Raw genomic sequence first — 13753 nt, forward strand, 5'->3', positions numbered from 1 at the left:
TGTCGTGTCCGCACGAACCCACATTTCGGCTTGCCTTGACGCTTCCCGAGCAATCATCAAGGCTGAGATGAATCGGGGCCTGTCGGGTAAGGGCTTGCCGAACCTATAAGAGCCCAAATCAACGCCGCTTCGAATACACCCAACTGTCGCCACCGTCACCACGCCGCGCCTTAACGAGCGACAGCTCGATCAGCGCCGATGATCCCACGTGGACAACGTCCCGAATGCGGGCTAGCTGAGTCACCGAGAGGTATCGGTGCCACTCCAACGTTCACGGTCACCCAAGCCAGCCGACCAGCCGGCTGCTGGACGACCGGCGTACTCGGGGCCCGCCTTCTGCATCCCGATTCCAGGAGTGTGCTCGGAAACCTTCACGCCGCAGTCTTCGAGACCACCGCGTAGCTCCGCCAACGTGAATGCCTCGCTAGAGTCCAGGCAGCCTCTACCGGCGAGATGCTCGCTATGGAACAACTGCGCCGCCATCACTTCGGCCGCCTTGGCCGAGCTGAGGTACCACCCGTTACACGTGATAATCCTGGATTGCTGGAACTCAGGAGTTTTCAGCGCCACCCAGATCGACACCGGCTCCTCAGTGGGCGCCTCGTACTCGTGCTGGAACTTCAGGAATGGCCACAAAGGAAGCCGGCCCAAGATTCCGCGCTTGTTCAGACGCACGATTAGGGAGTTCAGACGCGGGTTGTCGATGTAGCAGTAGGCCCTGACCATGCGTCCGGCCGCTAAGCGCTGTACCCAGCCATCATTGCGTTCAGACCATCCGATGCACTTCGTCTCACCGATCGGATCAGGAAACGAAATCGTCACCGCGTCATGGGATCCGGAGTAGGCCCCATGCCTTCCGGATGTCGTGAAGTTTGAGTGCACGAGGCGGATCCCGCCGGTGCCCCTATACCCATTCCACGGCAGGGGCACAGCGATGGTGATCTGTCCCTTCCAGTAGCGGTCGTACGCCACCAGTTCATCGGCAACCAAGTTCGTAACACCGGGCGCGAGGCCAGCATTGAGTACAACGGTCCCAGGTGCGTTGAGATGCTGGTTCCGAAGGCTCAGTTGCGCGGACGTCTCGGTAATCGCGAGGCTGAGCAGCTTCGCGTCAGTGATCAGCGCAATCTTCTCGGCGGTGTAATTCAGTGGCACCGTATTGACTGTGATATCTGCGCTAGCCATCGCCTCGGCGACTGATTGCTCATCTTCGAGGTCTACATAGACCGAATGGGGTTCGTTATCCGGCGTCCTTAGACCACGCAACACATTCCAGTGTCGGGCGGTGAATGCACTACAGACAGCTCTTCCTAGAGCACCTGATGCACCGATGACAAGAACCCGCGGCTGATAGTTATTCATGTGGAGGCACTCCCTTCGGCCCTGCGCAATACGGATACCTTCACGTTAACTGACTTGTAGTCGGTTAACAAGAGTTAGTCGGTGGTATCATGCAAGTATGCTAACGATGTGTCCGTCGGGCTTCCAGCCCGAACGCGGTCGCAGAGTGGATCAGAGGCGAAAGGGCGGACGTACGTCTGTCGGATCCGGCTCTAGCGCCGAACATGGCGCCGTCGGTCGTGAAGCTGGACGCGAGCTGGGAGGTCGCATGTTCGAACACTATTTCCGAGCTGACGACGCCGATGGACGGGAATACGGACGGTCAGCGTCTCTGCTGAACGGTATGCGTGACGCGGTAGCGCAGCTACCCATCGCTGCGGTGGCGGGATCGCCTATTGATGAGGTGGATCGAGCCTTTGCAGGTGCGCCCGCGTCGCCGACAACCTTGCTACGGAATGCCATGGATCATGCGCTGCTCAACCTTTGTCACGTCATGGACATCGTCGAGCAGAGCGGTCGGCTCGTTTGTCAACGGCAACTGAAAATTGACCAGGTATTGACGGTTGAAAATTGACCACCTGTGGATGGTGGTGCCGACGTGATGGGTTCCTACCAACTGTCCCACCTGGCTGGTGTTGGTTTTGCTGGAGGCATCACCACTGCTGTTCGCGCGGCTTCGAGGCTGGGTGAGATAGGCCCTTGCCGGCGCGCGGGGCCGCTAGCGTTGGTCGGCAAATCTGTTGTATCGCGGTGTAGTTACGCTCGCGAAACAGCTCTTTAGGTCTGTGGATCGCAGTCCTCGACAGCCGGGGTTCGTGCGTCTAGATTGGGCCGCATGATGAGCACTCGCGGTATTGCGCTTTCATTGGTTTGCGGTATTGGGGTGTTGGGAGTGCTGGCACCTTCGGCTTATGCTGAACCGAATAGCTGCAAGGTTCCGACTACGGTGGCTGGACACTCCATACTTATGGAGGATACCGACCCGCCGTCGCCAGAGAACCCCAATGCCTATCAGTCCTATGTCATGGTGTACGCGTCTAATGGTACTTACAAATATGTCAACATAGACGGACAGCGATACAACGGAACCTATACCTATAGTCTGCAACCGGATGGCCGCGGTCTCATCGCTAGCGATGAGATGGACGGCACCACGCCCGTCAAATATACCCTGACGCTGACCTGCAGCACCGATACCGCTGGAACCTATGTGTATCAACAAACCGCAGGTACGGCACCGAGTCAAAGATCCAACAACTCGAAGTACGCACTCGTCCCGTAGGGCTTTGAGATGGCGTCCGTCGATGGCGTTCTGGGTCATCCAGAATTGGGTCTGTCAGATTAACGGTGGATCTGCTTGGCATGGTTAGTTATTCGCTGCCGGGGTAATCCGGCCTTCGAACGCGATAGCGAATGCGTTCAAAGCTGGTTTCCGCCGCATGGCCCATCGTGCTCTACCTTTGCCGGTGGGGTCTAGTGATCGGGTGACCAGATACAGGCACTTGAGAGCTGCTTGCTCGGTGGGGAAATGACCGCGGGCGCGGATTGCCCGGCGGTAGCGGGCGTTGACCGATTCGATAGCGTTCGTGGAGCAGATGACTCGCCGGATCTCGGTGTCGTAGTCCAGGAACGGCACGAACTCGCTCCAGGCGTTCTCCCAGAGTCGCATGATCGCCGGATAGCGTTGGCCCCATTTGCCGCTGAACTCGACGAAGCGTTCTTTGGCCGCGGCCTCGGTCGCTGCGGTGTAGACCGGCCGCAGATCGCGGGCCATCTCGTCCCAGTATTTGCGGGATGCGTAGCGAAAGGTATTGCGGATCAAATGGATAACGCAGGTCTGGATCACAGCAGCGGGCCAGACAGTGTTGATCGACTCGGGTAAGCCTTTGAGTCCGTCACAGACCACGATGCACACATCGGCGGTGCCACGGTTCTTGATCTCGGTCAAGACAGCAAGCCAGTATTTGGCGCCTTCACCGCCGTCCCCGGCCCACAAGCCCAGGATGTCCCGTTCACCTGCGGTGGTGACGCCGATGGCGACATAGACCGGCCGGTTGGCGACCTGGCCGTCGCGGATCTTGACGTGGATAGCGTCGATGAACATCACCGGATACACCGAATCTAGTGGCCGCCCTGCCCATTCGGCCATTTCTCCGACCACCTTATCGGTGATCTTCGAGATCGTGTCCTTCGAGACGTCAGCACCATAGACCTCACCGAAATGAGCGGCGACTTCGCCGGTGGTCAGCCCTTTGGCGGTCAGGGACAAGATGATCTGATCGATCCCGGTCAGCACCGTTTTCTCGCGGACCCCGTTGCGGGAGTTCCCGCCATTACGGCCCGCCACCTGGTGTTTTTCATAGCCCAGGTGTTCATCCATCTCCGCTTGCAGCGCGGACTCCAACACCTGTTTGGTGAGCGCATTGAGCAACCCGTCCGGGCCGACCAGCTCCACACCCTGCTCGCTGGCTTGGGCCAGCAACTGCGCGGCCACCGCCGCGGTATCAATCTGATTCGCCATGTCATCCATGGTTTCGGTCATCATCAGTCCTTCCCGCCAAGCAACGCCCGGCGTGTTGAACCAAGTCAGATCCACCGTTTTTCAGACAGTCCCCCTGGTGATCCCGAACTGCGTGTGAAGCACATGGGCCGACTGTACAAGCTCGAGATTGATTCAGCGTCGAAGTTTGTCGGGCAACTCGACCGACAAAATTCGAATGTTCTTGCAGGGCTGCGGCCCCCACGAAACGGCGTTGTGCGACAGCTTGCGGCTTACACGAATCCGTACCCGCCGCCCCCGGGAACATCTAGTGAGACGAAACTCTTGGAGCACCTGAAAGAACATGTGCTGGGGCCACTGCTCACAGGACTGTCGATCGATGAAGCCCATGGAAATCTGCTTATCGATCACATGTTCAACACGACGAGTGGGGCCGCGCACGGCTACGGCTGGATTGATCTTGACGGAGTGGTTTGCGAGTTTGTGACGCACTTCTCATGCGCGGTGTGGGTCGCGAACATCGTTTTCAACGACTGCCTACGCGCACTCGGCCGTCACCCCTCACCTGAACCCCGACCCGCATGACACAAAGGTGAGTTATGGACGATCTGCTCGCAACATCATTTCACGCAAGGTCAGGCGCTTACCGGCCAATGCGGAGAGGAAGGAACCCGACCATGCGACTGAGGGTGCGAGGTCGTACTGGCTGCAATTCTATTGCAGGATCAGTGAACTGAAGAGCATGCGGACGTTCGGTCAATCGCTAGCCGCCTGCCGGGGCAGCAGGAGTCGATCGCACATCCGCCGCAGAAGCCAAACTATTATCTGACATAATGTGTCTTATCGGCGTTAAACCATTGCGAGTTGCATCAGATGAAAGAACTCGCACTTCCTTGGCATTCAGTCGTTTTCGCACGTCGCCCCGCGTTTCGTGACTGGATATGTCACCCAGTCCGCGTGTCTCTGTTGACCTCACGCCCAAGGTCGCCGTGGGTTTCTTTCATTAAACGATTGATTTCAACATCAAGTGAAGGCAATGATGCTGAGGATAGAATGTTCCGGACGCCGTCATGCCGCACGAGTCGACTACCGCCACGGAACCCCCGACTTGCCATCCGGTAGTTCCACCTCTAGCTCCGGCTCCCCACAAAGAATCGTCACAGTGACGTTTCGGCCAGTCTAAGCGGGATGGGCGGTATTCAGAGTGTTTGACGAATTACCCGGTGCCGCAGCCCGTTTGCTTCGTCTAGAGCCCGGCGTTTCGTTTCTTCGCGCCGAGGAGCGTGTAAAGCAAAGCGTTGCGAACTGGCTTGATGGCCGGGACGATCTGACATCGTCCAACATTCGATACGTCGTTAAAGGATCGTACGCAAATAACACAAACGTCCGTCAGGATAGCGATGTTGACATCGCAGTGCTGAGAACTGACTTTCAAGCACGACCAAGACCCCAACGACAACCGCCTGTATACGCAGCCCGAGCTACAATACGTCGTCGAAGGTCAGCATCCTCACTCCGTTCATCTCCGGTACCGCACCTGGGCGATTGTCAATCGGTTGCACGGTGGCATGGTCGACACCTGTTGCCCGCGAAGGGGAACCGTGCAGTTGCCGCGCCCAGCGGCGGCGTAATCGGCCGGGAATCGGTGTCACCGGAACCGTCGCCGCGGTGTCATTGATCGACCTTATTTCGGGCTCCGGGTGGACAGCACGGCAGCCAGAAATGGGTCCACGATGGTCAGGAAGCCGGCCGGATCCGAGGAAAACGGGAGGTGTCCGGTCGGCAGCAATTCCAGCCGTGAGCCCGGGATCGCGCGGTGGGTGGCGCGGCCGTACCTCAGCGGGATCGCGGTGTCCTTGGATCCCCAGACGATCAACGTCGGAGCGGTGATCCGGTCGGCACGGGCAAGCAGGTTGTGCTCAGGTGCGGCGAAGCTGCGCCACACCGCCGTCACGGTTTTGACACCCTCATCGGTGTCGGCGCGGGCCAGCACGCGGTCCAGGATCGCGCGGTCGTTAGCGCTGGCGGCACGCATATAACTGCGGGCCAGGCGTGGCAGGAGGGGACGCATCACCGCCGGCGTGCCCAGGACTCGGCAGTACGTGCGAGTGACCGCACTGCTCAGGAAACCGCTCCCGTTCACCAGCACCAGGCCCGCGACCCGATGCGGGTGAGTGATCGCGAGGCGCGCCGCGCAAAAGCCTCCTACCGAATTGCCCACAAACACCGCCGGCGGCAAGTCCAACGCCTCGACAAGGTCTTGCAGAACGTCGGCGAACAACGCCGCTCCTGGCGCCAACGACGGCGCGAGATCAGGTGATTCGCCGTGGGCGGGCCAGTCGATGGCGATCACGCGGTGACGGCTGGCGAGTTTGGGTGCGATCGTGCCGAAGTCATGGCGGTCATGCAACGTGGCATGAAGCAAGACCACCACTGCCCCACTGCCGTGATCGTCGTAGGCAATGGGGCCCACCCGGGTTTGAACAACTGGCATGTCGCACATCCTTTTATTGACCGACCGGTCGGTCGATGTTAGCATCAGGATCGAACCTACTGCAAGAAGGAGTTGCAATGTCCATTCCCGAGCCGGAGGCCCCGTTCGTCGAGAAGATGGCGTACTACCGGACCCAGCACACCAGCCGGGGCGTGCGAGTCGTCCACCTCATCGGCATCCCGGTGATCGCGGCCGGTCTGCCGTTGCTCATCGCCAAGCCGCGCGTGGGAGTGCCGATGGTCGTCGGCGGGTGGCTGCTACAGATCGCCGGGCATGTGCTGTTCGAGCACAATCTGCCCTCAACCCACAAGGGCTGGATCACTTACCAGCTCACCGGCGTCATCGATGTGTGCGCGCAATACGGCGAAGCACTGGCGCGGCGCAGCCGACGAAAAGCCACCCGCAACCTGTGCGCGGCCGCATAGAGTCCCACCAGTGCAATCGTCACCACCGGCAACCACCGCCGCGGTCGGACGCAAGGCCGCGGCCGCCCGAACCCGCGCAACGCTCATCGACACCGGGCTGATCCTCGCGGAACGAACTGGTCTGGCAGGGCTGAGCGTCAACGTCCTTGTCGCCGAAGCGGGCGTATCGAAAGGCACCTTCTTTCACCACTTCGGCGACCGGTCGACCTACCTGCTGTGTTTGCACCGCGAATTCCACGACCGCATCGCCGAGCAGATCCAGGACGCCGTCGCCACGATGTCGCCCGGTCGGCGCCGCCTGATGGCCGCAGCAAACACCTATCTCGACGGCTGCCTGCAGCATCGTGGTGTGCGGGCGTTGCTTCTGGAAGCGCGCGCAGAGCCCGCCGTCAACTCAGAGATCGCCCGACGCAACGCCGATACGGCCGAGTTGTGCCGACCGGATTTCGCGGCGATCGGTCGGCAGCACCCGCTTCAAGGGGCGCAGCTGTGGGTCGCCATGACCGCCGAAGCGGCCCTACTCGAACTGCAATCCCGCAACCGCCTGCCAGGCGCCCGCGCAGCACTCGAAGAATTCCTGCGCTAACACCGGACCGGCGTGAATTGTCGGCCGGTGCAATACTCAAAGACAATGAACCGGCTCACCCTCACCCAGGTCACACAGATCCTCGATACCCGCGACCACGGCCAGCCGCCATGTACCCACGTACGCGACCTGCTCGACACCCGCCTGGCCGACCTCAACAAACAGATCAACGCGCTGCTCGCGCTGCGTGACACCATCACCCGGCTGCGCCAAGACGCCGAAACCCTCGACCCACATTCGTGCAGCCCGAACGAGGTCTGCCGATACCTTCAGCCTGCAGAAGTGCGATCGATCTGGCCCCAGAAAAGGCCAAGCCGCCTGCCTCGGGGTCTGTCAGATTAACGGTGGATCTGCTTGGCATGGTTAGTTATTCGCTGCCGGGGTAATCCGGCCTTCGAACGCGATAGCGAATGCGTTCAAAGCTGGTTTCCGCCGCATGGCCCATCGTGCCCTACCTTTGCCGGTGGGGTCTAGTGATCGGGTGACCAGATACAGGCACTTGAGAGCTGCTTGCTCGGTGGGGAAATGACCGCGGGCGCGGATTGCCCGGCGGTAGCGGGCGTTGACCGATTCGATAGCGTTCGTGGAGCAGATGACTCGCCGGATCTCGGTGTCGTAGTCCAGGAACGGCACGAACTCGCTCCAGGCGTTCTCCCAGAGTCGCATGATCGCCGGATAGCGTTGGCCCCATTTGCCGCTGAACTCGACGAAGCGTTCTTTGGCCGCGGCCTCGGTCGCTGCGGTGTAGACCGGCCGCAGATCGCGGGCCATCTCGTCCCAGTATTTGCGGGATGCGTAGCGAAAGGTATTGCGGATCAAATGGATAACGCAGGTCTGGATCACAGCAGCGGGCCAGACAGTGTTGATCGACTCGGGTAAGCCTTTGAGTCCGTCACAGACCACGATGCACACATCGGCGGTGCCACGGTTCTTGATCTCGGTCAAGACAGCAAGCCAGTATTTGGCGCCTTCACCGCCGTCCCCGGCCCACAAGCCCAGGATGTCCCGTTCACCTGCGGTGGTGACGCCGATGGCGACATAGACCGGCCGGTTGGCGACCTGGCCGTCGCGGATCTTGACGTGGATAGCGTCGATGAACATCACCGGATACACCGAATCTAGTGGCCGCCCTGCCCATTCGGCCATTTCTCCGACCACCTTATCGGTGATCTTCGAGATCGTGTCCTTCGAGACGTCAGCACCATAGACCTCACCGAAATGAGCGGCGACTTCGCCGGTGGTCAGCCCTTTGGCGGTCAGGGACAAGATGATCTGATCGATCCCGGTCAGCCGGCGCTGGCGTTTCCGGACGATCTTCGGATCAAAGCGGGCGTCGGTATCGCGGGGCACCTCGATTTGCACCGGCCCGATCTCGGTCAGCACCGTTTTCTCGCGGACCCCGTTGCGGGAGTTCCCGCCATTACGGCCCGCCACCTGGTGTTTTTCATAGCCCAGGTGTTCATCCATCTCCGCTTGCAGCGCGGACTCCAACACCTGTTTGGTGAGCGCATTGAGCAACCCGTCCGGGCCGACCAGCTCCACACCCTGCTCGCCGGCTTGGGCCAGCAACTGCGCGGCCACCGCCGCGGTATCAATCTGATTCGCCATGTCATCCATGGTTTCGGTCATCATCAGTCCTTCCCGCCAAGCAACGCCCGGCGTGTTGAACCAAGTCAGATCCACCGTTTTTCAGACAGTCCCGACAGTCCCTCCTCCGGCGAGTGTGTTTGACGGACATGGTGGTGTTTGGGCAGGACAATGGCGTTGAAGGAGAGGCGAACCGATGACTCAGATGGATGCGCAAGCCGAGATCACACGTGATGTACGTATAGAGACGGCTCGTCTGAAGTTGGAGCTCGACAAGAAGTTGCATCGCCCCATTAGCCAGCTCGCTCAACGACTCGCGGCCGAGAAGACCAGTGACGAGCGGCGCCCGGGGGCTGACAGCCCGGATGCCGAGGACTAGCCCCCCATAGTTCCCCGGGCGCCTTCGAGTGAGTCCGAGACCAGCTAAAAGTGTCGCAGCACCGCTAGTTGAAAGTCACTCGTCTCACCTCAACACGTCTCGCTACCAGTTGATATATGCACGACGCATCACCTTGCCTGGCCCCACCGTGCGCAGAGTAACCGGGCCTGATTCGCTGGGCGCTCAATTGGGAATGCTTGATGCTCAGCCGATTGGGGTGGATAGACGACCCGTCGGACAATGGCATCTTCACCACAATTCTTCGCGGTCGAATCGTCTTCAGCGATTTGTCGCCAACTGGCCAGGTTAACTATCCGGGCATGTGGTGGTTTGCTACGACGGGTACGCATGTTGGTCATGAGCCTTGACTGGAGCGCGATCATCTAATGTTGCTGGACGCTGATCCCGGTGTTGTTGCTGTGGCATCGCAGCCTTTCAGGTTCCACTGGACTGACGGCACGCACCATGTCCCTGACTATTTTGCTAGACATAGCAATGTCGGTGTGACTGTGGTCGATGTGAGGGCCGATGATCGCATCACCGATGATGATCAGCCTAGGTTCAAGTTGTCTGAAATCGCTTGTTATACAGTGGGTTGGCGTTATCGTCGGGTGGGTGCTCCTAATCCGGCGCTGGTGGTGAACGTCCGGTGGCTGTCGGGTTATCGACATCCGCGCGTTTGTCGTGATGATGTTGCTGAGACGTTGCTGGCAGCGTTCGCGACGCCGCGGAAATTGATCGGCGGTGCCCGGCAGGCCGGCGGATAGGTGACAACTGAGCTGGCTAGCCCGGTGTGGGTGAGCCGAAGCCGTTCCCGCAGGAGTTCCGTGCCGATACGGTGCGAGTTGCCCGTAACCGCGATGCCGGGTGACCTTGGAGCAGATCGCCGCTGATTTCGGGATTGACCCGATGACGCTGTCGAAGTGGATAACCCTCGGCCTGGCATTTGAGAGCTGCGGAACATAAGGCCTGGGCGGTGAGTGGTGACGCTGGTGGGCTATGGTGCTCTGGTGGGTTCACGCAACGCTGGCGCGTTAGGGCGGTTGCGGCGCGGGCACGGCTACCGGCCGACCGATGACGAGTTGTTGGACATATTGTTACCGGTGGTTGTTGAGTATGGTTGCGGAGCGGTAACTGTCGATCAGATCACCGACACGGGCCAGGTGACCAAGCAGACGTTGTATGCCCATTTCGGTTCGAAGGACGGGATGCTTTCCCGACTCGTCGGACGCGAGGCTGCGCTGATGCGGGCAATTTTCGACGAGGTGTCATCACCTGAGAAAATCGACGTGAGTGATCTGGCCACCTACTTGACTGGGGCTCTTGAGCCATTCTTTAAGCACGCCGCCGCGCGCTCGCTTGGTATGCGATTGCTTGCCGATCCCACAGCGCCGCAAGTGCCGGGATTCGACAAGCAGGTTCTTGCCGATGCCGTCGCTAGAGTCATGGCCGCCTTTCACTTCTCGGATGCGGAGGCAGAAGACCCTGCCACACACCAGCACCTGCTCGTGGTGACCATGGCCGCGAACGCCGTCATGTCCGGGGTCTTGACCGCCATCGCCCACGACATTGATCCGGCTCTGGCGGTCAAGACTTGCGCGGCGTTCATCGCAGCTGGCGCCACCGTTGTGCAGCCCGCCACATCTCGCTAGTGGCGCGTGTTTGAAGTCTGTTGACGTTCTGCTTTTTTGAGGATTTGATCGGTGGTTTTGGTCCAGACAAACGGATGCGCGCGAGGGTTCCAGCCGTTGATGAAGGTGCGGATTGCGGTGGTCAGATCGCGGACGCTGCCGAAGGCGCCACGGTGGATGCCTTGGCGTTCGATGATGCCGAACCATACCTCGACTAGGTTCATCCACGATGCCGACGTCGGCGTGAAATATGTTTTGATCCTGGGGTTTTGGGCCAGCCAGTCGCGAACTTCGGTCTTTTTGTGGGCGGCGTAGTTGTCCATCACCAGATGAAGTTCCTGATCCGGATAGGCGCGTGCGAGGTGACGCAGGAAGGCGAGAAACTCCTGATGGCGGTGCCTGGGCTTGCACACTTCGGTCACTTTCCCGGTGGCGACCTCCAAGGCCGCAAACAAGGTGGTGGTGCCGTGACGGACGTAGTCGTGGGTCCGACGCTCGGGCATCCCGATCTGCATGGGCAGCATCGGCGCCCTCCGATCTAACGCCCGGATCTGCGATTTTTCATCGATGCAGAGCACGACCGCATTCTCCGGTGGCGCCAGATACAACCCGACCACATCGGTGACCTTGGCGACCAGTTCGGGATCGGTCGAGAACTTGAACGTCTCGACGCGCCACGGCGCCACCCCATACTCACGCCACGCCTTGGCCACCGCCGAAAAACTGATCCCCAAATGATCGGCCAACAGCCGAGAACTCCGATGTGTCACACCTAGTGTCGCAGGTGAAGGCCGCAACGTCGCAGACACAATCTCGCCATGATCTAGCGTGCGCGAACGGCCAGAACGCGCCAGATCAACCAGCCCGACGATTCCCGATTCACCGTACCGAGCCCGCCACGAAATCACCGTCGGACGCGAAACCCCTGTCCGCGAAGCGATCTCAGTGTTCGAAACACCATCGGCGGCAAGCAACACAATCCGCGCCCGCTGCGCCAACCCCGCCATCACCGTCGAGGACCGCGTCAACGACACCAACTTCTCCCGGTCCCCATCCCACAAACCCAACGGAGCCACTCGCATACATCATTGCCCCAAAGCAACACCGTAAAGCCACTTCAAACACGCGCCACTAGATCTGGCACGCTCCGGCGACGGCTGTCACGGATGACGTGGTGGTCGTCCGTCGGAGCACACCCCGCCTCTATGCTTGACTGTGTAGTCCAACTATGTTTGACTTTTAGGTGTGACTCAAGCGGGCAACGAGTGTTTAGAAGTCCGGAATCCGGCGACCGGCCGAGTCGCCGGAACAGTGCCCGTGTTTTCGGCCGCCGCCGTGGAAACGCTTGTGCATGAGGTGCGTCGGCATCAACCTGGCTGGGAGGCGATGCCGCCGCAGGGGCGTAAGCGTTGGCTGCTTGCATGGCAGCACTGGATCCTGGATAACATCGAGCATATTGCCGATGTTATCCAGTCCGAGACGGGCAAACCGCGGGTCGACGCCCTACTTGAACCTGCAGCTGGCATGGACCTCATCGCGTATTACGCGCGCAACGCTGGGAAATTCCTGGCCGACGAGCATCCGGCGCCGCACAGTCTGCTAGCTCGCGCCAAGCGGATCACCGTTCGATACCGCCCATACCAAGCCGTAGGTGTGATTGCCCCGTGGAACTATCCATTGGCGATACCGATGCTTGATGTCGTGCCCGCCCTTGCAGCGGGCGCGTCGGTCGTACTCAAACCATCCGAACTGACCCCTCTTTCCGCGCTTGCGTTGCAGCGTGGTTGGCAGGAGATCGGCGCGCCGCCCGTATTCGCCGTCGCAACAGGTGGGGGTGAAACAGGGGCCGCTGTTGTCAATCATGTTGACTATGTTCAGTTCACTGGTTCCACGGGTACCGGTCGAAAGATCGCCGTTGCATGCGCGGAGCGCCTGATCCCATGCAGTCTTGAACTCGGCGGAAAAGATCCCGCCATCGTCCTTGCTGACGCTGACCTTGATCGTGCAGTCGCAGGAGTCGCCTATGGGGGGTTGGTCAATTCCGGGCAGGTATGCGCCTCCGTTGAGCGGGTGTATGTCGAAGAGCCTGTGTACGACGTTTTCGTGGCGAAGTTGGTTGATCATGTCGGCAAGGTGCGTCAGGGCTGCGACCAGACGAGCCCCGGCAATGATGTCGGGACGCTAGCCAGTGACCGTCAACGTGAGATTGTCCGCGAACATGTCGATGAAGCGCGCGCCAAAGGTGCACGTGCATTGACCGGTGGCCGAGCGCCTGAGCTGCCAGGTAACTACTATCTGCCCACCATCTTAGTGGATGTGGATCACGGTATGAAATGTATGACCGAGGAAACCTTCGGACCCACTCTGCCGGTAATGAAGGTGTCAGACGAACAAGAAGCGATCGAACTGGCGAATGATTCCGTGTACGGCTTATCGGCGACAGTGTGGACCAAATCAAGCATACGAGGGCGCCGGGTGGCCGAACAGCTTAATGTCGGCTCAGTCAACATCAATGACGCATTAGCCAATATTTTCAGTTTCGCCCTGCCGATGGGAGGTTGGAAACAGTCCGGCATCGGGAGTCGGGGTGGCGCGAACGGCCTCAGAAAGTACTGCCAAAAGCAGGCAATCACGGCCTCCCGATTCCGCACTGGATCGACAGAACCTTTATGGCTGCCATACAAATTCAAAACAGCGCGATTCGCCCTCGCGCTGATGCAATGGACATCTACACGCAGGATTCGCATCAGATCTGACAAATCGCCACGGCCTTAGAGCCAATCCCGCTCTGAACCAGCTAGCTCAAACTG

The 13753-nt window shown here is 59.9% G+C and carries 14 protein-coding genes; 9 read left to right on the forward strand and 5 right to left on the reverse strand.

Features of this window, described 5'->3' with window-relative positions; genetic code table 11:
* Positions 1-240 precede the first annotated feature (240 nt).
* Positions 241-1362 (reverse strand): NAD-dependent epimerase/dehydratase family protein, encoded by a 1122-nt coding sequence (locus MSTE_RS12330; protein WP_096501553.1) that lies wholly within the window; start codon positions 1360-1362, stop codon positions 241-243.
* 247 nt (positions 1363-1609) lie between these two features.
* Between MSTE_RS12330 and MSTE_RS12335 the strand changes: the two genes are divergently transcribed.
* Both MSTE_RS12335 and MSTE_RS12340 read left to right on the forward strand, forming a co-directional pair.
* Entirely contained in the window at positions 1610-1915 is a 306-nt protein-coding gene (locus MSTE_RS12335; protein ID WP_096501555.1) for a hypothetical protein, read from the forward strand.
* 261 nt (positions 1916-2176) lie between these two features.
* Positions 2177-2623: a hypothetical protein gene (locus MSTE_RS12340; RefSeq protein WP_157997680.1), complete on the forward strand. Its 447-nt coding sequence runs from the start codon at positions 2177-2179 to the stop codon at positions 2621-2623.
* A gap of 84 nt (positions 2624-2707) precedes the next feature.
* Here the strand turns inward: MSTE_RS12340 and MSTE_RS12345 are convergent, their stop codons facing one another.
* Together MSTE_RS12345 and MSTE_RS12360 are read right to left on the reverse strand one after the other, a co-directional pair.
* Positions 2708-3862 carry an IS256 family transposase gene (locus MSTE_RS12345; protein ID WP_408645897.1) on the reverse strand — a complete coding sequence of 385 codons (1155 nt, stop codon included), beginning with the start codon at positions 3860-3862 and terminating at the stop codon, positions 2708-2710.
* A gap of 1663 nt (positions 3863-5525) precedes the next feature.
* Entirely contained in the window at positions 5526-6335 is an 810-nt protein-coding gene (locus MSTE_RS12360) for an alpha/beta fold hydrolase (protein ID WP_096505802.1), read from the reverse strand.
* A 77-nt stretch (positions 6336-6412) separates the two neighbouring features.
* Between MSTE_RS12360 and MSTE_RS12365 the strand changes: the two genes are divergently transcribed.
* From MSTE_RS12365 to MSTE_RS12375, 3 genes are read left to right on the forward strand one after another with little or no spacing between them, the layout of a single operon-like run.
* Positions 6413-6760: a DUF962 domain-containing protein gene (locus MSTE_RS12365; protein WP_197704780.1), complete on the forward strand. Its 348-nt coding sequence runs from the start codon at positions 6413-6415 to the stop codon at positions 6758-6760.
* 10 nt (positions 6761-6770) lie between these two features.
* A complete protein-coding gene (locus MSTE_RS12370; protein WP_231896868.1) occupies positions 6771-7346 on the forward strand; it encodes a TetR/AcrR family transcriptional regulator in 576 nt (191 codons plus the stop codon).
* A gap of 45 nt (positions 7347-7391) precedes the next feature.
* Complete coding sequence (locus tag MSTE_RS12375) at positions 7392-7688, forward strand: MerR family DNA-binding protein (RefSeq protein ID WP_096501567.1); 297 nt, start codon at positions 7392-7394, stop codon at positions 7686-7688.
* A 21-nt stretch (positions 7689-7709) separates the two neighbouring features.
* Here the strand turns inward: MSTE_RS12375 and MSTE_RS12380 are convergent, their stop codons facing one another.
* A complete protein-coding gene (locus MSTE_RS12380; RefSeq protein ID WP_408645785.1) occupies positions 7710-8954 on the reverse strand; it encodes an IS256 family transposase in 1245 nt (414 codons plus the stop codon).
* Positions 8955-9129: 175 nt separating this feature from the next.
* On the opposite strand from MSTE_RS12380, the gene MSTE_RS12385 reads away from it, so the two are divergent.
* The 3 genes from MSTE_RS12385 (at position 9130) to MSTE_RS12395 (ending at position 10964) form a co-directional block, all read left to right on the forward strand.
* On the forward strand, positions 9130-9312 hold the full coding sequence (locus MSTE_RS12385) for a hypothetical protein (RefSeq protein WP_096501569.1): 183 nt from the start codon (positions 9130-9132) through the stop codon (positions 9310-9312).
* A 368-nt stretch (positions 9313-9680) separates the two neighbouring features.
* Positions 9681-10079: a TnsA-like heteromeric transposase endonuclease subunit gene (locus MSTE_RS12390; RefSeq protein WP_269458246.1), complete on the forward strand. Its 399-nt coding sequence runs from the start codon at positions 9681-9683 to the stop codon at positions 10077-10079.
* Positions 10080-10295: 216 nt separating this feature from the next.
* Positions 10296-10964: a TetR/AcrR family transcriptional regulator gene (locus tag MSTE_RS12395; RefSeq protein WP_162291415.1), complete on the forward strand. Its 669-nt coding sequence runs from the start codon at positions 10296-10298 to the stop codon at positions 10962-10964.
* On the opposite strand, the gene MSTE_RS12400 is transcribed toward MSTE_RS12395, so the two are convergent.
* Positions 10961-12025 carry an IS630 family transposase gene (locus MSTE_RS12400; protein ID WP_096501573.1) on the reverse strand — a complete coding sequence of 355 codons (1065 nt, stop codon included), beginning with the start codon at positions 12023-12025 and terminating at the stop codon, positions 10961-10963. The two genes, MSTE_RS12395 and MSTE_RS12400, sit on opposite strands and share 4 nt — an antisense overlap.
* A 163-nt stretch (positions 12026-12188) precedes the next feature.
* Here MSTE_RS12400 and MSTE_RS12405 point away from each other — a divergent pair, with 163 nt between their 5' ends.
* On the forward strand, positions 12189-13718 hold the full coding sequence (locus tag MSTE_RS12405; protein ID WP_096501575.1) for an aldehyde dehydrogenase family protein: 1530 nt from the start codon (positions 12189-12191) through the stop codon (positions 13716-13718).
* Positions 13719-13753: the final 35 nt, after the last annotated feature.

Origin of the sequence: [Mycobacterium] stephanolepidis (genome assembly GCF_002356335.1) — a bacterium.
Lineage (GTDB): Bacteria > Actinomycetota > Actinomycetes > Mycobacteriales > Mycobacteriaceae > Mycobacterium > Mycobacterium stephanolepidis.

Excerpts from the sequence above, each read along its gene's own strand:
- MSTE_RS12330 (WP_096501553.1), bottom strand. The coding sequence starts at position 1,362 with ATGAATAACTATCAGCCGCGGGTTCTTGTCATCGGTGCATCAGGTGCT.
- MSTE_RS12335 (WP_096501555.1), top strand. The coding sequence starts at position 1,610 with ATGTTCGAACACTATTTCCGAGCTGACGACGCCGATGGACGGGAATAC.
- MSTE_RS12340 (WP_157997680.1), top strand. The coding sequence starts at position 2,177 with ATGATGAGCACTCGCGGTATTGCGCTTTCATTGGTTTGCGGTATTGGG.
- MSTE_RS12345 (WP_408645897.1), bottom strand. The coding sequence starts at position 3,862 with ATGGCGAATCAGATTGATACCGCGGCGGTGGCCGCGCAGTTGCTGGCC.
- MSTE_RS12360 (WP_096505802.1), bottom strand. The coding sequence starts at position 6,335 with ATGCCAGTTGTTCAAACCCGGGTGGGCCCCATTGCCTACGACGATCAC.
- MSTE_RS12365 (WP_197704780.1), top strand. The coding sequence starts at position 6,413 with ATGTCCATTCCCGAGCCGGAGGCCCCGTTCGTCGAGAAGATGGCGTAC.
- MSTE_RS12375 (WP_096501567.1), top strand. The coding sequence starts at position 7,392 with ATGAACCGGCTCACCCTCACCCAGGTCACACAGATCCTCGATACCCGC.
- MSTE_RS12380 (WP_408645785.1), bottom strand. The coding sequence starts at position 8,954 with ATGGCGAATCAGATTGATACCGCGGCGGTGGCCGCGCAGTTGCTGGCC.
- MSTE_RS12385 (WP_096501569.1), top strand. The coding sequence starts at position 9,130 with ATGACTCAGATGGATGCGCAAGCCGAGATCACACGTGATGTACGTATA.
- MSTE_RS12400 (WP_096501573.1), bottom strand. The coding sequence starts at position 12,025 with ATGCGAGTGGCTCCGTTGGGTTTGTGGGATGGGGACCGGGAGAAGTTG.